Source organism: Vibrio renipiscarius, assembly GCF_000827885.1.
Taxonomy (GTDB): domain Bacteria; phylum Pseudomonadota; class Gammaproteobacteria; order Enterobacterales; family Vibrionaceae; genus Vibrio; species Vibrio renipiscarius.
Genome location: NZ_JTKH01000006.1, coordinates 93296 through 110360 on the forward strand (window position 1 = coordinate 93296; position 17065 = coordinate 110360).

Below are 17065 nucleotides of genomic sequence, written 5' to 3' on the forward strand. Positions count from 1 at the left end.
GGCTGGAGTAAGAAGATCCCACGAGGGGAATTTGTTAGCCGCCTATAATATCAGCCAAACGCCTTTGTCAAAAGTGTTCAATCACCGTAACAGACACTAAGTTATCGTTTACGGTGAATTTAACATTCAAATCGAACAAATTTACCGCGTACTCTTTCGTGTCAGGTTTCCCTTTCTTATAGGCTGGGCGAGGGTCTTGTGCCAATACTTGCTCGATGACCTGGCGGATATGCTGGCCATTTACAATATTCGTAAGGACTTCGACGGCTGGAGGCAAAAAGCACACGATAGCCTTTTCCGGTTCGCTTTCGGCATAACCACCGTCAGCATCAACAATCGCATCGGAATAAGGGATGTACGGTTTGATATCGATAATTGGTGTGCCATCGACAAGGTCTACGCTGCCCAGCTCTAAATAATACTGGTCACCTTCCTGACGGATTCCTTTCAAAGCCACCGCAGACATGCCAATGCCATTAGGACGAAAAGTTGAACGTGTGGCGAGTACGCCCATTCGTTCATTGCCGCCAAGGCGAGGGGGGCGCACGGTCGGCTTCCACCCGGCAGCTAAATTTTGATCAAACAAAAAGAGCAGCCACACATGGCTAAATTGCTCAATACCGCGTAAAGCTTCGGCGCAATTGACCGCACCTTGTAGTTTTACTCGAGCGGTTGCCGCAGGGACTAAACGCGGTTGTCGTGGTACGGCAAATTTCTCTTTATAAGGGCTTTGGATAATGCCAATAGGGTCAATGGTGTGCATGCCATCATCTCTGAATAATTGTTTTGCACAAGATAACACACACGGAAAGGCAAGTATTTGCTAAGCGATGTGGTGACGTGAGGAAAGTTGGAAATGAGCGGTCTTGGTGATTGGAGCGCGTAAAATAAAAAAGCTGGCAAGAATGCCAGCTTTGTCAGGTTAGGAAGAAAAGGAGGTGAATTACCAGCCTTTTACGACACCACCTTGGAAAATTTTAGAAGCTGCGTTGTACACTTCTTCTGTTTGGTATGCTTTTACGAAGTTCTGTACATTCTCAGCATTCACGTTGTTTTCACGTGCCACGATTAGGTTCACGTATGGAGATTCTTTATCTTCAACGAAAATACCATCACGTTGTGGTGTTAGGTTTACTGAACTTGCGTAAGTGTTGTTGATGACGGAAAGAACCACATCGTCTAGAGAGCGAGGAAGTTGCGCAGCATCAAGCTCAACGATAGTGAGGTTTTTCGGGTTCGCCGTGATGTCACGAACAGTCGCTTGTAGACCCGCACCTTCGCGTAGCGTGATCAAACCTTGTTGCTCAAGCAGCAGCAAAGAACGGCCTAGGTTCGTTGGATCGTTTGGTACTGCGATACGAGCGCCATCTTCGATTTCATCAACCGATGTGATCTCTTTTGAGTAGCCAGCAATTGGGTAAACAAACGTATTACCCGCGGCAACGATTTTGTAATCGCGATCGGCGATCTGTTGGTCAAGGTATGGTTTGTGTTGGAACGCGTTGATGTCGATTGAACCATCGTCTAGCGCCGCGTTTGGCGTGACGTAATCAGTAAAGGTCACAAGCTCGACGTCTAAACCGTATTTTTCTTTGGCGACTTTAGCGGCAATCTCTGCCACTTGCTCTTCAGCACCTGCCATGACACCGACTTTAATCTTGCTTGTATCGACTTCCTTTTCGCCACAACCAGAAAGAATCAGTGCAGACGTTGCAACGGCAATCGCCAGTAAACCTTTAACATTAAATTTCATAACAATCTCCTTATAAAAACTTTTTTATCTATGATCTACGCGGCGAACAACGGCATCACCGATAGATTGAATGATTTGAACGAGCACAATGAGCATGACGACGGTCACGGCCATGATCAGCACATCGTAGCGGTGGAAGCCGTAACGGATGGCCACATCACCTAGACCACCACCACCCACGGTTCCTGCCATTGCAGAGTAACTGACCAAGGTGACAAGCGTAATGGTGACTGAGTTAACAATGGTCGGCATTGCTTCTGGAAGCAGCACTTTGTTGATGATTTGTAATGGGGTCGCACCCATCGATTGTGCCGCCTCAACAAGGCCATTTGGCACTTCAAGTAGCGCGCCTTCAATCAAACGAGCGACAAACGGAATTGCCCCAATAGTAAGTGGTACAATCGCGGCGGTAGTACCGATAAAAGTGCCAACCAGCAGTTTGGTTACTGGAATGATTGCGACCATCAACACCAAGAAAGGCACCGAACGGCCCACGTTTACCACCGCACCAAGAATGCTGTTAAGGCGCGTATTTTCGAGTAGACCGCCTTTCTTAGAGGTATGCAGAATGACGCCAAGTGGAATACCCACGGCAAAACCGACGATGCCGGATACGGCAACCATATAGAGTGTTTCAAATGTTGCGCCTAGCAATAAATCGGCATTTAAGCTTAGCCATTGAGAAAACGTATTAAAGGACATAGCCAAGCACCTCTACTTTCACATTATGCTCACGTAAGAATGCGATAGCATTATTACCATCTTCTTCACTACCAAATAATTCAGCGACCATCATGCCAAATTTGACGCCACCGGCGTAATCCAGGTCAGAGCTTAGAATATTGACGTCAATATTGTACTTACGCGCAATTTGACTCATCAGCGGAGCATCAACTGTCGCGCCGGTAAACTCTAAGCGCACTAATGGGTAGCTACCTTCAACACGAGTTGGCTGCAAGCGAACCTGGTAATCTTCAGGGATAGAGAGATCCAGCGTTGAACGGATAAATTGGTGAGCAAGTTCCGTCTTCGGATGGGCAAAAATTTCACCGACCGTGCCTTTTTCAACCAGTTCACCGCCACCAATGATCGCCACTTCGTGACAGATGCTTTTTACTACGTCCATCTCATGCGTGATCAACAAAATGGTGATCTTCAGCTTACGGTTAATTTCGCGCAGCAATTCCAGAATCGATTGAGTTGTTGCAGGATCAAGTGCGCTGGTGGCTTCATCACACAGCAATACCTTCGGTTCTGAAGCGAGTGCGCGAGCGATTGCCACACGTTGCTTTTGACCACCACTAAGATTAGCAGGGTAGGTTTCGTGCTTGTCTTCAAGGCCGACGAGTTTGAGTAACTCAGACACTTTGGCTTGAATGTGTTTTTTGTCTTTGCCTGCTAATTCTAAAGGGAGAGCGACATTGCCGAAAACGGTACGAGAAGAAAGCAGATTAAAGTGCTGGAAGATCATGCCGATGTTACGGCGAGCTTCGCTTAGTTGAGACTTGCTTAAGGCCGTCAATTCGACGCCATCAATAATAATTTTGCCACTTGTTGGCACTTCAAGCATATTAACACAGCGGATCAGTGTACTTTTACCTGCACCCGATGCGCCAATTACGCCAAAAATAGTCCCTTGAGGGATGCTAAGATTGATGTCTACTAAGGCAGGAATTTCCTTCTTACCTTGATAGAAAATCTTATTAACTTGGTTGATTTCAATCATTGAGAACCCTGCTTTGGCTCGAAATAGGAACAGTAGATAATGTTGAGCTACATCTCATTTATCAGATGATGCTATGGGTTTGTTGAATTAGTGTCAATAGGTATTTTTACGTCTAGACGTCTATTTGAATTGCGCATTATTGTTGATTCAGAATTAGATCGTGATGAAAGAAATAAAGCGTGCAATAATTCTGATTAAATAAAGTAGATAGAGAAGCAAATTTTGGCGAAACCAGCAGTCTTTTTAGATCGTGACGGTGTGATCAACGTTGATCACGGCTATGTCCATGACGAGCATGACTTTGAATTTATTGACGGTGTCTTTGAGGCAACCAAAAAATTAAAAGACATGGGTTACCTACTTGTGCTTGTGACCAATCAGTCTGGTATTGCGCGCGGCATGTTCAGCGAAGAACGATTCGAGTCATTGACTCAATGGATGGATTGGAACTTTGAGGATAATGGTGTTGAGTTAGACGGTATTTATTATTGTCCGCACCATGCTGAGCACGGCCAAGGTATCTACAAGGAAGATTGTGATTGCCGTAAACCAAAGCCAGGTATGTTCATATCGGCTCGTGATTTTCTAAAAATTGACATGGCGAATTCCGTCATGGTTGGCGATAAAGCAGAAGACATGATGGCGGCAGACGCAGCGGGTGTGGGCACTAAATTATTGGTTCGCACGGGCAAGCCAATCACCGAGCAAGGTGAAGCGCTGGCGAGTGCCGTGCTAGATAGTATTGCTGATGTTCCTAACTATCTAAATAAATAGACTATTATATAAAGGCTGCAATTGCGGCCTTTATTTTTACAGGAGGTAAACATGGTCAAAGTAGGGCTTCTCGTAACAACAATGCTGCTCATGGTTGGTTGTGCGGGTAATGGTGACACGCAAACATCCGATTCCGGTTCGCATCAGTATCAATATTCTTGTGATGAAGGGATGCAATTTGCGGCAACGTATCTCATCGCAGAACAAGGTGCTCAAATCCGCGTCGAAGAGGTTGATTATTCACTGGTACAGGCTCCAGCAGGGTCTGGCACTCGTTACGTGTTACCAGAAAGCGCGACATCAGAGATCTTTCCGGTCACCTTATACACTAAAGGTCCTTATGCTCGTTTAGAGCTTGGTCGTAATGTATATAAAAACTGTGAGACGAATGAGTGAGATGATGTTCAATAACACACGCTCTGTGCTGACGGTTAAATAAACGTCCATTGCGTGAGTTAACGCCGAGCATACTCTTGATACTCTCCTGTGACAGCATCATAAAAAAGGCTTGTGGTTTATCCCCCAAGCCTTTTTCGTTTCAAATTTTCGTGTTAATCGCGTGACATCAGCGGTAATTCACGACATAGCGAGTCGGCTTATGATTCATGGCTAGCACAACATTGAGTGCAATGGCGCCAAATACGGAATAGAGCAGCGTATCAAGTGAAACGAAGAAGCTCGATGTAATAAGGATTGCGCAATCAATCAATAATTGAGTTTTTCCAACGGAAATACCGAATTTGTCTTGGATAAGCAAGCACAAGACGTTGAACCCACCCAAGCTCGAACGGTGGCGAAATAGGATCAACATGCCCAATCCCATCAACATCCCCCCTGCGAACGCACAATAGGCTGGATTTATCTTATCGAGACTGATGACTAAATCGAGATGATCAGTGATAACCGAGACTAATGCGCCAGAAATAGCACTATTGAACGCAAAGCGTGCCCCAAAGCGTTTCCAAGCTAAAAGATAAAACGGGCAGTTTGCCAAAAAGTACAATGTACCAAATGACCAAGGCACAACCTGACTGACTAACAAGGCTAGTCCGGTCGTTCCTCCGGTAAGAAGATGCGCAGATTGAAGAAAAAAGACCCCTTGAGCCACGATAAACGACCCCGTTAAAATGGCGATCCAGTCTTCTTTATGTGTATGTTTTTCCATCAATTAAAAATTAAACCTTGAACGAATGGTCAGCATACTAAGGAAAAGATGAGGTTTTCGGTAGATTGAGAGCGAAAATTAAGGTAAACCTATGTAATTGTCGTTTTACAAGGTGTAAAACTGTACGCTGATGGTTATTGGTTCAAGATAACCTCAACATGACAATCCTTGAAAACCAGTATGAAAAAACTGCATGAGAAAAATACAATTTTTTCTTTATGACCTAGATCAAATTATGTAAAATGCGCGCCAGTAGGGTGACGAAAACGTTTGCGTCGGGGTCGTTTGCCAGTTTTTTGCAACTTTCAGTCTAAATCTGAGTCAGGAGATACAGATGCTTAAGCGTGATATGAACATCGCAGATTACGATGCGGATTTGTTCGCAGCTATTCAAGAAGAAACCGTTCGCCAAGAAGAACATATTGAACTTATCGCTTCAGAAAACTACACCAGCCCACGTGTAATGGAAGCGCAAGGTTCTCAGCTAACCAATAAGTACGCAGAAGGTTACCCAGGCAAGCGTTACTACGGCGGTTGTGAGTATGTTGATAAAGTGGAAACGCTAGCGATCGAACGTGCATGTGAGTTATTCGGCGCAGAATACGCGAACGTACAGCCACACTCTGGTTCTCAGGCAAATAACGCGGTTTACATGGCGCTACTTAATGCGGGTGATACCGTTTTAGGCATGAGCCTAGCACACGGCGGTCACCTGACTCACGGCTCACCAGTCAACTTCTCAGGTAAGCTATACAACATCATTCCTTACGGTATCGACGAGAACGGTCAAATCGATTACGAAGAGATGGAAGCACTCGCGGTAGAACATAAACCTAAGATGATCATCGGTGGTTTCTCTGCTTACTCTCAAGTGTGTGATTGGGCGCGTATGCGTGAAATCGCGGACAAAGTAGGGGCTTACTTCTTCGTTGATATGGCACACGTAGCGGGTCTTATTGCGGCAGGCGTTTATCCGAACCCAGTGCCACATGCACATGTCGTGACAACCACAACGCACAAAACACTGGCGGGTCCTCGTGGCGGTCTTATCCTTTCTAACGAAGGTGAAGATCTTTACAAGAAGCTAAACTCGGCTGTATTCCCGGGTGGCCAAGGCGGCCCTCTAATGCACGTTATCGCCGGTAAAGCGGTCGCGTTTAAAGAAGCGCTAGAGCCAGAATTCAAAGAATACCAAGCGCGCGTTGTGGCTAACGCAAAAGCAATGGTGGCTGAATTCCTAGCACGCGGTTACAACATCGTTTCTGGTTCGACAGAGAACCACCTGTTCCTTGTTGACTTGATCGACAAAGACATCACGGGTAAAGAAGCGGATGCTGCTCTGGGCGCTGCTAACATTACGGTTAACAAGAACTCAGTACCAAACGATCCACGTAGCCCATTCGTAACGTCTGGTATCCGTGTTGGTTCTCCATCAATCACTCGCCGTGGCTTTACTGAAGAAGATTCAAAAGCATTGGCAGGTTGGATGTGTGACATCCTAGACAACATCGGTGATGAGTCTGTGATTGAAGCAACCAAAGTGAAAGTACTGGCAATCTGTAAGCGTCTACCGGTTTACGCTTAATTTTTTACTGAATGACTCGACGTCTGCGTTAAAGGTGCTCATTTACTAATGTAAATTGCGCGCCTTTTCCTTGAATTCGCCGCCATTCAGTTTGAAATTATGACACTTAGTATTCACTAAAATAGCACTCAGTAGAAACAGTGCTGCTTGATACTTATGTACTGGTGAAACGCAACGCTGAAAAGGAGCCTTAAGGCTCCTTTTTTTCGTCTCAATACCCTAGTGGAAATGAGGTGTTGATAACCACTTGGTCGTCTTTATTTCGCGATACTCAGTAATGTGCCGGATTTACACTTGAAAGAGTAGTAGCTTGAGCTCTCGTTAAACTTACCGAGCCCTTCACCATGACAGTAATCAATGTTGATATCGCGCATCGTATCGAGTGTACTTTCGGTATTGAGGGCAAATTTCGAACCATCTGAACATAATATTCGGACTCTGCCATCATCGCTTTGTGAGTAAATATCAACAGCAGCGTTACACAGTTCAAAAGACGCTTCTTGATAGTGAGCATGCTTTGGTGCGGAAGAGCAAGCTGTCAGTACCAAGCAAGCAGAAAGAGAAAGTAACAGGCGTTTATCCATGGCTATATCCTATTGTTATTATTCATGATGCTCTGACGTCCAGCCGATTGGTCACGTATGTCCTGTGCCAATCAATATAAGTATTTGATCGTTCTTACTGATGGATTAAGAGTAGGTATGCATACTGGATGGTGCAAGGCGACAAACGTTTTGTCGGCGTGGAATCTCGAAAGTCGAATACAAAAAAACCAGTCTAGGACTGGTTTTTTAGAAGAGGTGTGCGGCAAGTGATTAGCTCACTTCGATACCTTGTGCCTGAAGATCGGCATGGTAAGAAGAGCGAACAAATGGACCACACGCAGCATGAGTAAAACCAAGTTCAAGCGCAATTTCTTTTAGCTCATCAAACTCTGCTGGTGGCACGTAGCGCTCAACAGGCAAGTGGTGACGGCTTGGTGCAAGGTATTGACCAAGTGTCAGCATGGTGACGCCGTGCGCACGCAGATCTTTCAGTACTTCGACGATCTCTTCTTTCGTCTCACCTAGTCCCATCATGACACCAGATTTAGTTGGGATCTCAGGGTGCTGCTCTTTGAATTTCTGCAGCAGTTGTAATGACCATTTGTAGTTCGCACCAGGGCGAACTTTGCGGTATAAGCGCGGTGCTGTTTCAAGGTTGTGATTAAACACGTCCGGGGTGTTTTCGCTTAGCAATTCGAGTGCAACATCCATGCGGCCGCGGAAATCGGGTACTAATGTTTCGATCTTGATGTTCGGGCTTAATGCGCGAATTTCACGGTTACAATCAGCAAAATGCTGTGCGCCACCATCACGAAGATCGTCGCGGTCAACAGAAGTAATCACGACATACTTAAGCTTCATGTCAGCAATAGTTTGTGCCAATTTTTTCGGCTCGTTGGCTTCTGGCGTCACTGGACGACCATGGGCAACGTCACAGAATGGACAACGTCGAGTACAAATCGCACCTAAGATCATAAAGGTTGCTGTACCGTGGTTGAAACATTCCGCAAGGTTAGGGCATGAGGCCTCTTCACAAACAGAGTGCAGGTTGTTTTTACGCATTGCTGATTTAATGTCTTGGATGCGTTGACTGTCAGCAGGCAACTTAATCTTCATCCACTCAGGTTTGCGCAGAACTTCTTTCTGCTCAGTTGGCATATTCTTTACTGGAATTAGTGCCATTTTGTCAGCGTCACGGTATTTAACGCCTTTTTCCATTTGGATTGGTTTACTCATGCTTTTATTACTTCTCGTTTGGGACTGCTGTGCTGACTTGTAGTTGTTGGTAATCCAACAGAGTCGCAAGTTCTTTTAGTAGTTGTTCGGCAACGACATTGACATCATCAGGACCACCAAGTTGGCTAACTTGTGCCATTTCCATCCCCGCATAACCACATGGGTTGATGCGCAGAAATGGTGACATGTCCATATTAACGTTAAGTGCTAAACCATGAAATGAGCATCCTCTGCGGATACGCAAGCCGAGTGAGCAGATTTTTTTATTATCTACATACACACCAGGTGCATCTGGTCGAGCCGCTGAATCGATATTGTAAGCTTTAAGTGTATTGATCACGAGGTTCTCAATGTGAGTAACGAGATCTCGCACGCCGAATTTTTTGCGGCGTATGTTTATCAGGAAATAGACCACCATTTGCCCAGGGCCATGGTAAGTCACTTGGCCACCGCGATCACTTTGCACCACAGGTATATCTCCTGTGTTGAGCAGGTGCTCAGTTTTTCCCGCTTGGCCTTGAGTGAAGACAGGATTATGTTCTACAAACCAAATTTCATCGAGAGTCTCCTCGTTGCGTTGATCGGTAAAGGCATGCATGGCACGCCAAATTGGCTCGTAATCTTGTTTACCAAGATGTCTCACAACCAAAGTTTCTTGCATTCCTGAATCCATTTTAAATCACTAAAGTGGTTGGATTATAAACCTCTTCGCGACCTCGGACTATATGTTGATAACACTTTTTTAACCATGCACAGCGTGTGTGATTTTTATATTATTGATATATAACAAAAAAGCAGCCTAAGCTGCTTTCAAAAATATTTTATTATTTAAAATAAAATTATAGAACCATGCGAACGATATCGATATCACCAAGTTCTTTATAGAGCGCTTCTACTTGTTCAATAGAAGTGGCTTTGATAGTAACTGACACAGCGTGGTAGCTACCTTTTGAACTTGGTTTCACAGTTGGACTGTAGTCACCCGGAGCATGGCGTTGAATCACCTCTAACACTTTCTCTGGCAATTCAGGCTTGGCGTAGCCCATTACCTTATAAGTAAATGAACAAGGAAACTCAAGCAGGTCTTTCAGTTTTGCATCTGAGTTAATAGTCAGCATTTTTGGAAACTCCAAGTTGAAATGTCGATCTGAGCAGCGCGGAATGTTACTGCCAAACGAGTTGAATCTCAAGGTTGCCGATCATGCGGCAATAAAACAAAAGCCGCCCAAAGGCGGCTTAGTATCGATTATTCAGAGGCCGAGATTAGAATAAGCTTTTAACCAGCATTACGATGTAATCCCAAAGGCGACTAAATAAGCTACCCTCTTGCACATCTTCAAGTGCAAGTAATGGGTATTGTGCAATATCTTCACCGTCTAGTTGGTAGTATAGCGTACCAACAACGTCGCCTTTACTAATTGGGGCTTCAAGTTCTTTTTCAAGTACAAAGCTCGCTTTTAGATTTTTAGCTTGGCCACGAGGCAAAGTGACATAAGTGTCTTGGTCAAGACCAAGCGCTACCATCTCTTTGTCACCCATCCAAATTTTTTCTTCAACAAACGTTTCACCGGCTTTATGTGGTGCAACAGTTTCGAAGAAACGGAAGCCATAACTCAGTAGCTTTTTGCTTTCAGATTTACGCGCATTGGCATTTTTGGTGCCCATCACGACAGCAACAAGGCGCATTTTGCCTTCAGTCGCTGAGCTTACTAAGCTATAACCTGCATTGTTGGTGTGGCCGGTTTTAATGCCGTCCACATTCATGCTTTTATCCCAAAGTAGACCATTGCGGTTGTATTGAGTGATGCCGTTATAGGTAAACTTTTTGTCTGAGTAGATTCGGTACTCTTCTGGAACATCACGGATCAGTGCTGAGCCTAATAGCGCCATATCGTAAGGCGTTGAGTAAAGCTCATCGTTGTCTAGACCATGAACGTTACCGAAGTGGGTGTTGGTCATATTCAGCGTGCTTGCCCAAGCATTCATAAGATCAACAAAGGCATCTTCTGAACCTGCAATGTGTTCTGCCATCGCGACACAGGCATCATTGCCTGATTGGATGATGATGCCGCGGTTAAGATCGCCAACCTTAACGGTGGTGCCGACTTCGATAAACATCTTAGAAGAATCTGGGAAGTTTTTCGCCCATGCATTTTTACTGATGGTGACATCGTCATTTTCAGAAATATTGCCACGCGCCAGTTCTTGACCGATAACGTAGCTGGTCATCATCTTGGTTAAGCTAGCCGGTGACAACTGGGTGTTCATTTCTTTTTGCGCCAGTACTTTGCCTGAATGGTAATCCATCAGAACGTAGCCTTTTGCTGCAATTTGTGGTGCATCAGGAACGACAATTGGAGATGCCATTACAGAAGAGGCGAAGCTTGCCGTAAGCGCAATAGAAGACGCAAAAACGGTTTTAATTAACGTTGTTTTTTTCATATTGACTACAGATTTATCTTGAACTGTCCATATATTAACAGAAACCAGCGTTCAGACCAGACAAGGGAATGCTCTGAACGAGAAGGAAACTAGTTTTTTCTAATGAAGGCACTGGAATAACCCAGGAGTTTAACTTGTTCTAATGCGTTTTGCGTCAGATTATAGTCATCAAATGGGCCCAACAGCACGCGATGTATTTCTTGGTCTGAGCCAACAAAGCTCGGCACCGACAGCTTTTGACTCAGATCTTGCGCTAAAGTTTCAACGCGATCTTTGTGTGGCGAAGAGGCGACCTGAATTTGGTATTTCGGCAGCGTTTTTTGCTGATGTTCAGATTGTGGTTTTTCTGGCGTAATGACCTCAATTTCAACATTAGCAGTACCGGTGTGGATAACATCCAATTTGGTCGCCGCTGCATAGCTTAAATCGATGATGCGCCCCGGATGAAAGGGACCTCGGTCATTCACTCGTACAATTGTGCTTTTACCATTATCAGTATTGGTGACTTTTACATAGCTAGGGAGCGGTAATTCCTTGTGCGCAGCACTCATTGAGTACATGTCGTAAACTTCGCCAATCGATGTCAAATGGCCGTGGAACTTTTTGCCATACCAAGAAGCCTGACCTTTTTCTTTAAAGCCTTTGGGATCTTTAATGATTTGGTAGCGCTGCCCACGGACGGTGTAATTCTTGGTGCCGCCTAAACTGTAAGGTTCATACTGGGGAACGATCTCATCAATGTGTTCGACCGACATCGGTTCTTTCGGCGCTAAGTCCTCTTTGATGTCGTAACGCTCAGCTTGATAGCGATCAGATTCTGAGATCGGAGGCGTTGTTGGTTCTGTTGGCGTCGGCGTTTTCTCTGGCTCAGAAGGTGAAGATGAACAACCAACGATTACAGTGCTAATTAATGCCAGTGAGGCGAGTTTGTGTAATTTATTCATTAGGTTGCCTTTGAAAACGCTTTTCTATGTGTGTGGATAGACATCAAAATACCAAAACCGGCCATTAAGGTTACCATTGAGGTACCGCCGTAACTAATTAAAGGCAGTGGCACACCAACGACGGGTAAAATGCCACTTACCATACCAATGTTTACAAACACGTAAACAAAAAAACTTAACACAATACTGCCCGCAATCATTCGGCCAAAGGCCGTTTGCGCTTGGCTTGCCAGGTATAACCCTCGGCCAATAATAAAGAGGTATATCACCAAGAGTGAGAGAATGCCGACTAAGCCCCATTCTTCAGCAATCACGGCAAAGATAAAGTCGGTATGACGCTCAGGTAAAAACTCCAATTGTGATTGGGTACCTTGCAGCCAACCTTTACCCATAATGCCGCCAGAGCCGATCGCAATTTTACTTTGGATGATGTGGTAGCCAGCCCCTAAAGGATCGGACTCAGGATCAAACAAGGTTCTTACTCGTACCTTTTGATACTCGCGCATCAAGAAAAACCACAGGATAGGCAAAAAAGCACTGACCGTGCAGACCGCACTAAAGATGATTTTCCAGCTGATACCGGCGAGGAAAATAACAAAAACACCCGAAGCGGCAATCAGGATTGACGTACCGAGATCCGGTTGCTTCGCGATGAGTATCGTGGGGACGCATACCATGACCAACGACATCATCAGTGTTTGAAAGGTCGGAGGCAGGGAGCGTCGGCCAATGTAACGAGCCACCATGAGTGGTACGGCGAGTTTGAGCAGTTCAGAGGGCTGAAAGCGGACAAACCCTAAATTGAGCCAGCGTTGTGCCCCTTTTGACGATTCACCAAAAAACAGCACGCCGATCAATAACGCTACCCCCAAGAAAAAGAGTAAGGGGGCAAGCGTTTCATAAGTGCGAGGCGGTAACTGAGCAAGAAAGAGCATCACCCCTAATGCGAGTATCATTCGCATTGCTTGGCGATCCATCATCGCAAAACTTTGTCCACTGGCGCTGAACATGACCACTAGGCTAAAAGCCATCAGCAGTAAAATGCCCAATAACAGGGGTAAATCGATATGGAAACGCTCAAACAGCGACCGGTTTTGGCCGGTCGCGGGGTCAAAACTCATTACTTTTTCACCTCACTATATTGTTCTTTGTTATCAACTAATATTCGGTCAAACACTTTTCTCACCACTGGAGCTCCATTGGTTGAACCACCGCCCGCATTTTCTAATACGATGGTGACAACGACCTGAGGATCCTCGATAGGAGCAAAGCCAGTGAAGAGGGCGTGGTCGCGCAAATGCTCCGCAAGTTCATCTGCGTTGTATTCCTCATCTTCCCCTAAGCCAAAGACTTGAGCGGTGCCCGATTTACCTGCACTGACGTATGGCGTATCGACAAATGCACGGCGAGCAGTCCCTTTTCTACCATGGTTTACGCGGCGCATACCTTCAATCGCAATATCCCAATAGCTGCTTTTGACGCCAGAGATAGGCGGGTAAGTGAGCGCTTCGACCATAGAACCTTGGCTAAAAGGTTGTCCATTTTCAATGGTTGCTCGCAACAAGTGAGGAGCAAAGACTTCGCCACGGTTAACCAGTACGGAGGTGGCCTTCGCCAACTGCATTGGGGTGGTTGTCCAATAGCCTTGCCCAATACCAACGGGAATCGTATCGCCTTGATACCAAGGGGTGCGGTGACGCGCCTGTTTCCACTCTCGTGTTGGCATATTCGCTTTGCTTTCTTCGTGGATATCGATGCCGGTGTAATCGCCAAAGCCAAACATCATCATCCATTGTGAGATGCGGTCTATGCCCATGTCATAAGCGACTTGGTAATAGAAGGTGTCGACTGATTCTTCAATCGATTTCACCACATCAACCCTGCCATGTCCCCAGCGTAACCAATCGCGGAAGGGCTTGGTTTTTGAATTCGGAATCTTCCAATATCCAGGGTCATTACGCACGGTGTTAGGCGTGATAACTCCTTCTTGTAAGGCCGAAACCGCCATCATGGGTTTGATGGTTGACGCGGGTGGGTAGATACCCAGTGTCGCTCGGTTGACTAACGGACGATCTTTGTTGCTCAGCAGCGCTTGGTAATCTTTACCTGAAATGCCATGTACGAAAGAGTTCGGATCGTAGCTTGGGCTTGAAACCATGGCTAAAACGCCGTTGTCATGCGGATCAAGTACCACCGCGCTTCCGCGTCGATTGGCAAGTAAGTCATGAATATATTGTTGTAAATCGATATCAAGGTTTAAAACAATGTCGTTCCCTGGAATCGGTGGGACGTATTTTAACACGCGAATGATACGGCCTCGGCTGTTGACCTCGACTTCCTGATAGCCCGCGGTTCCATGAAGTGTGTCTTCATAGTAGCGTTCAATACCGAGTTTGCCGATGTCGCGCGTGGCTTTATAATTTGCTTCTTTTTCTTCACGGACCAAACGTTGTATATCGCGATCATTAATGCGGGATACGTAGCCGATAACGTGCGTTAGGACTTCCCCATAAGGGTAATAACGTTTGAGGTTTGCGTTAACCGTGACGCCAGGAAACTTATGCTGATTGACTGAAAACTTCGCGACTTGCTCTTCACTCAGTTGGTTAAGAATCGGCACGGAATTAAAGCGGCGAGTCTGACGTCGTTCTTTTTCAAAGCGAGCGACTTGCTCAGGCGTAATGTTTAAAATTTGCTGGAGACGCGCAACCGTATCATCCATGTCTTTGATTTTTTCTGGTGTAATTTCCAGACTAAAGACAGGACGGTTTTCGGCTAATAAGATGCCATTGCGATCATAAATAAGCCCGCGATTAGGCGCGATAGGCACGACTTTAATGCGGTTGTCGTTTGAGCGGGTTTTGTAGTCTTGATATTGGTTCACCTGGATATTGTACAGGTTGACGATCAAGATCCCCATCATGACAAAAATACCAATGAAGGCGACAATGGCTCTGCTGCCAAACAATCGCGATTCCTCTTGGTAATCGCGAATACGGGTACGCTTCCTCAACATCGATGGCTATTCTCGGTGATAGGGATGGTTAGTCGTGATGCTCCACGCTCGGTATAGACTTTCTGCCATCACAATACGAACCAGCGGGTGTGGTAAAGTAAGAGCAGAGAGTGACCAGCTTTGTTCCGCCGCGGCTTTACAAGCCGGCGCGAGACCTTCTGGGCCGCCAATCAAAATTGAGACATCTCGGGCATCGAGTTTCCATGCTTCAAGCTGTTCGGCAAGTTGAGGGGTATCCCATTTCTTACCTGGAATATCGAGCGTAACAATGCGGTTGCCCTTTGGTACCGCAGCCAACATCGCTTCGCCTTCTTTCTGCAAGATTCTGGCGATATCTGCATTCTTACCGCGCTTACCGGCGGTAATTTCAATTAACTCTAGTGGCATATCGTGAGGGAAACGACGACGGTATTCTTGAAAACCTTCTTCTACCCACTTTGGCATTTTAGTGCCGACGGCAACTAATTGAATTTTCATCCGTTAGCCCCAAAGTTTTTCAAGTTGGTATAGCTCGCGTTGTTCTTGTTGCATGACGTGTAAAATCGAGTCACCCATATCCACAATTACCCATTCACCTTCTTCGGTGCCATCGATAGCAAAAGGTTCTTTACCAACGAGCTTCGCTTCGCGAGCGACATGTTCTGCAATTGAAGTAACGTGACGCTTAGAGGTTCCAGTACAAATGATCATAAAGTCAGTAATACTTGATTTGCCCTGCACATCAATAGTTAAAATGCCTTCGGCTTTCATGTCGTCTGCTTTGTCTACTAGGAATGCGTTAAGTTGTTCGTTTTGCAAATTGATTTCCTCAATGAAGCGGGGTGTTCGGGTCAAAAATAGGCGGCGGATTATAGCACGCTTTTTATAGCTGCACTTGTGGCAAGCAAATCTCGGTACTGAGTTGGTGTAATGTTGGCCAACTTGAGATGTCATATTGAGTTTTACTTTGTACTTCGATACGCGCTAACAGTTGCAACAATTGCAGCAGTTTGGTTGTATTGAGGCGTTGCAATGCTGCGCTATACAATGGTCGTTTGGTTTGCCAAATTCTATAGCTATCAAAAACTTGATTGATGCTGCTCGTCTGGGCTTGTTGCTGCATTTGCAGTAATTGTGTCAGTTCACGTTGAATGGTGCGAACGAGAATCACGACTTCTGTCCCTTCCGCCTCTAATTGGCGCAAAATACGTTGGGCGCGATTGCCTTTACCGGCAAGTAGAGCATCGGTCCAATGAAAAGCCGTAAAATGGTTATGACGGCTGAGAGACTCCTCCACTCGCACCATGGTCAATTGACCATCGGGGTAGAGCAGAACCAATTTCTCTAAGCTTTGGCTTAACGCAAATAAATTGCCTTCGTGCCATTGTGCCAGCATCTGAACCGCTTCTGCATCCGGTTGTAACCCCAGAGCACGGCAACGAGTTTGGACAAACTGAGGTAAGCGCTGTAAATCAGGGCTAAGGCAGTTTACCCAGCAAGCTTGCGCGCTTAAGGTTTTAAACCATTTCGCACTTTCTTGCGCTTTCGTTAGTTTTGACCCTACGATAACCAAGATGACATCAGGATGAAGCATGTCTGCCACGATAAGCAGTTCTTTTGCTATCGCGACATTAACGCCAGATTCAGGCAGTTCTAACTCAATCAATTGACGAGCTGAAAATAGGCTCATCGCTTGGCAGCAATCATACACCTGATACCAGTCAAAGCTGGCATCGATGGTAAATCGATGCCGTTCTTCAAACCCTTGTTGGACCGCCGCTTTTTGAATCGCTTGTCGAGACTCTTGCAGTAAGAGCGGCTCATTACCAAACAAAAGGTAGATTGGGTGAAGCTGTTTACTCAGTTGATCCGTTAAACGGTCAGCAAAAATACGCATTTA

General features: G+C 45.7%; 19 protein-coding genes. 3 read left to right on the plus strand and 16 right to left on the minus strand.

Going from position 1 to position 17065, the window contains the following annotated elements; all coding sequences use genetic code 11:
- Positions 1–67: 67 nt before the first annotated feature.
- The 4 genes from tsaA to metN all read right to left on the minus strand — a co-directional run bounded on the left by tsaA (position 68) and on the right by metN (position 3479).
- On the minus strand, positions 68–763 hold the full coding sequence (tsaA, locus tag OJ16_RS03635) for a tRNA (N6-threonylcarbamoyladenosine(37)-N6)-methyltransferase TrmO (protein WP_040987554.1): 696 nt from the start codon (positions 761–763) through the stop codon (positions 68–70).
- A 180-nt stretch (positions 764–943) separates the two neighbouring features.
- A complete protein-coding gene (locus tag OJ16_RS03640; RefSeq protein ID WP_040987556.1) occupies positions 944–1753 on the minus strand; it encodes a MetQ/NlpA family lipoprotein in 810 nt (269 codons plus the stop codon).
- A 24-nt stretch (positions 1754–1777) separates the two neighbouring features.
- Positions 1778–2455, minus strand: coding sequence for a methionine ABC transporter permease (locus tag OJ16_RS03645; RefSeq protein WP_040987558.1), 678 nt, complete (start codon positions 2453–2455; stop codon positions 1778–1780).
- Entirely contained in the window at positions 2445–3479 is a 1035-nt protein-coding gene (gene metN / locus OJ16_RS03650) for a methionine ABC transporter ATP-binding protein MetN (protein WP_040987560.1), read from the minus strand. The genes OJ16_RS03645 and metN overlap by 11 nt, the downstream gene beginning before the upstream one ends.
- Positions 3480–3701: 222 nt before the next feature.
- On the opposite strand from metN, the gene gmhB reads away from it, so the two are divergent.
- Together gmhB and OJ16_RS03660 are read left to right on the plus strand one after the other, a co-directional pair.
- Complete coding sequence (gmhB, locus tag OJ16_RS03655) at positions 3702–4253, plus strand: D-glycero-beta-D-manno-heptose 1,7-bisphosphate 7-phosphatase (protein WP_040987562.1); 552 nt, start codon at positions 3702–3704, stop codon at positions 4251–4253.
- A gap of 51 nt (positions 4254–4304) precedes the next feature.
- The gene (locus OJ16_RS03660; protein WP_040987564.1) at positions 4305–4649 is read left to right on the plus strand and encodes an MliC family protein; all 345 of its coding nucleotides are present in this window, start codon (positions 4305–4307) and stop codon (positions 4647–4649) included.
- A 169-nt stretch (positions 4650–4818) separates the two neighbouring features.
- Here the strand turns inward: OJ16_RS03660 and OJ16_RS03665 are convergent, their stop codons facing one another.
- A complete protein-coding gene (locus tag OJ16_RS03665) occupies positions 4819–5418 on the minus strand; it encodes a YitT family protein (protein ID WP_040987566.1) in 600 nt (199 codons plus the stop codon).
- Positions 5419–5752: 334 nt separating this feature from the next.
- Between OJ16_RS03665 and glyA the strand changes: the two genes are divergently transcribed.
- Positions 5753–7003, plus strand: coding sequence for a serine hydroxymethyltransferase (glyA, locus tag OJ16_RS03670; RefSeq protein ID WP_040987568.1), 1251 nt, complete (start codon positions 5753–5755; stop codon positions 7001–7003).
- A gap of 257 nt (positions 7004–7260) precedes the next feature.
- On the opposite strand, the gene OJ16_RS03675 is transcribed toward glyA, so the two are convergent.
- The 11 genes from OJ16_RS03675 to holA form a co-directional block, all read right to left on the minus strand.
- Positions 7261–7587: a hypothetical protein gene (locus tag OJ16_RS03675; protein ID WP_040987570.1), complete on the minus strand. Its 327-nt coding sequence runs from the start codon at positions 7585–7587 to the stop codon at positions 7261–7263.
- A gap of 231 nt (positions 7588–7818) precedes the next feature.
- The gene (gene lipA / locus OJ16_RS03680; RefSeq protein ID WP_006711282.1) at positions 7819–8784 is read right to left on the minus strand and encodes a lipoyl synthase; all 966 of its coding nucleotides are present in this window, start codon (positions 8782–8784) and stop codon (positions 7819–7821) included.
- Between the two features lie 7 nt (positions 8785–8791).
- On the minus strand, positions 8792–9445 hold the full coding sequence (lipB, locus tag OJ16_RS03685) for a lipoyl(octanoyl) transferase LipB (RefSeq protein ID WP_040987574.1): 654 nt from the start codon (positions 9443–9445) through the stop codon (positions 8792–8794).
- Positions 9446–9623: 178 nt separating this feature from the next.
- Positions 9624–9902, minus strand: coding sequence for a DUF493 family protein YbeD (ybeD, locus tag OJ16_RS03690; RefSeq protein ID WP_040987576.1), 279 nt, complete (start codon positions 9900–9902; stop codon positions 9624–9626).
- 145 nt (positions 9903–10047) lie between these two features.
- Positions 10048–11226 (minus strand): serine hydrolase, encoded by a 1179-nt coding sequence (locus tag OJ16_RS03695; protein WP_040987578.1) that lies wholly within the window; start codon positions 11224–11226, stop codon positions 10048–10050.
- Between the two features lie 89 nt (positions 11227–11315).
- Positions 11316–12170, minus strand: coding sequence for a septal ring lytic transglycosylase RlpA family protein (locus OJ16_RS03700; protein ID WP_040987580.1), 855 nt, complete (start codon positions 12168–12170; stop codon positions 11316–11318).
- A complete protein-coding gene (gene rodA, locus OJ16_RS03705; RefSeq protein WP_040987582.1) occupies positions 12170–13291 on the minus strand; it encodes a rod shape-determining protein RodA in 1122 nt (373 codons plus the stop codon). Before rodA ends, OJ16_RS03700 begins: the two co-directional genes overlap by 1 nt.
- Entirely contained in the window at positions 13291–15186 is a 1896-nt protein-coding gene (gene mrdA / locus OJ16_RS03710) for a penicillin-binding protein 2 (RefSeq protein WP_040987584.1), read from the minus strand. The genes rodA and mrdA overlap by 1 nt, the downstream gene beginning before the upstream one ends.
- Positions 15187–15192: 6 nt before the next feature.
- Positions 15193–15663 carry a 23S rRNA (pseudouridine(1915)-N(3))-methyltransferase RlmH gene (rlmH, locus tag OJ16_RS03715; RefSeq protein WP_005593586.1) on the minus strand — a complete coding sequence of 157 codons (471 nt, stop codon included), beginning with the start codon at positions 15661–15663 and terminating at the stop codon, positions 15193–15195.
- 3 nt (positions 15664–15666) lie between these two features.
- The gene (gene rsfS / locus OJ16_RS03720; RefSeq protein ID WP_040987588.1) at positions 15667–15984 is read right to left on the minus strand and encodes a ribosome silencing factor; all 318 of its coding nucleotides are present in this window, start codon (positions 15982–15984) and stop codon (positions 15667–15669) included.
- A gap of 64 nt (positions 15985–16048) precedes the next feature.
- Positions 16049–17062 carry a DNA polymerase III subunit delta gene (holA, locus tag OJ16_RS03725; RefSeq protein ID WP_040987590.1) on the minus strand — a complete coding sequence of 338 codons (1014 nt, stop codon included), beginning with the start codon at positions 17060–17062 and terminating at the stop codon, positions 16049–16051.
- Positions 17063–17065: the final 3 nt, after the last annotated feature.

What these genes read in the sequence shown, in the direction of transcription:
- ybeD (WP_040987576.1), bottom strand. Translation starts at nt 9,902, where the DNA reads ATGCTGACTATTAACTCAGATGCAAAACTGAAAGACCTGCTTGAGTTT.
- OJ16_RS03675 (WP_040987570.1), bottom strand. Translation starts at nt 7,587, where the DNA reads ATGGATAAACGCCTGTTACTTTCTCTTTCTGCTTGCTTGGTACTGACA.
- lipA (WP_006711282.1), bottom strand. Translation starts at nt 8,784, where the DNA reads ATGAGTAAACCAATCCAAATGGAAAAAGGCGTTAAATACCGTGACGCT.
- OJ16_RS03695 (WP_040987578.1), bottom strand. Translation starts at nt 11,226, where the DNA reads ATGAAAAAAACAACGTTAATTAAAACCGTTTTTGCGTCTTCTATTGCG.
- metN (WP_040987560.1), bottom strand. Translation starts at nt 3,479, where the DNA reads ATGATTGAAATCAACCAAGTTAATAAGATTTTCTATCAAGGTAAGAAG.
- mrdA (WP_040987584.1), bottom strand. Translation starts at nt 15,186, where the DNA reads ATGTTGAGGAAGCGTACCCGTATTCGCGATTACCAAGAGGAATCGCGA.
- OJ16_RS03645 (WP_040987558.1), bottom strand. Translation starts at nt 2,455, where the DNA reads ATGTCCTTTAATACGTTTTCTCAATGGCTAAGCTTAAATGCCGATTTA.
- lipB (WP_040987574.1), bottom strand. Translation starts at nt 9,445, where the DNA reads ATGCAAGAAACTTTGGTTGTGAGACATCTTGGTAAACAAGATTACGAG.
- rlmH (WP_005593586.1), bottom strand. Translation starts at nt 15,663, where the DNA reads ATGAAAATTCAATTAGTTGCCGTCGGCACTAAAATGCCAAAGTGGGTA.
- OJ16_RS03665 (WP_040987566.1), bottom strand. Translation starts at nt 5,418, where the DNA reads ATGGAAAAACATACACATAAAGAAGACTGGATCGCCATTTTAACGGGG.
- holA (WP_040987590.1), bottom strand. Translation starts at nt 17,062, where the DNA reads ATGCGTATTTTTGCTGACCGTTTAACGGATCAACTGAGTAAACAGCTT.
- tsaA (WP_040987554.1), bottom strand. Translation starts at nt 763, where the DNA reads ATGCACACCATTGACCCTATTGGCATTATCCAAAGCCCTTATAAAGAG.
- OJ16_RS03640 (WP_040987556.1), bottom strand. Translation starts at nt 1,753, where the DNA reads ATGAAATTTAATGTTAAAGGTTTACTGGCGATTGCCGTTGCAACGTCT.
- glyA (WP_040987568.1), top strand. Translation starts at nt 5,753, where the DNA reads ATGCTTAAGCGTGATATGAACATCGCAGATTACGATGCGGATTTGTTC.
- OJ16_RS03700 (WP_040987580.1), bottom strand. Translation starts at nt 12,170, where the DNA reads ATGAATAAATTACACAAACTCGCCTCACTGGCATTAATTAGCACTGTA.
- rodA (WP_040987582.1), bottom strand. Translation starts at nt 13,291, where the DNA reads ATGAGTTTTGACCCCGCGACCGGCCAAAACCGGTCGCTGTTTGAGCGT.
- OJ16_RS03660 (WP_040987564.1), top strand. Translation starts at nt 4,305, where the DNA reads ATGGTCAAAGTAGGGCTTCTCGTAACAACAATGCTGCTCATGGTTGGT.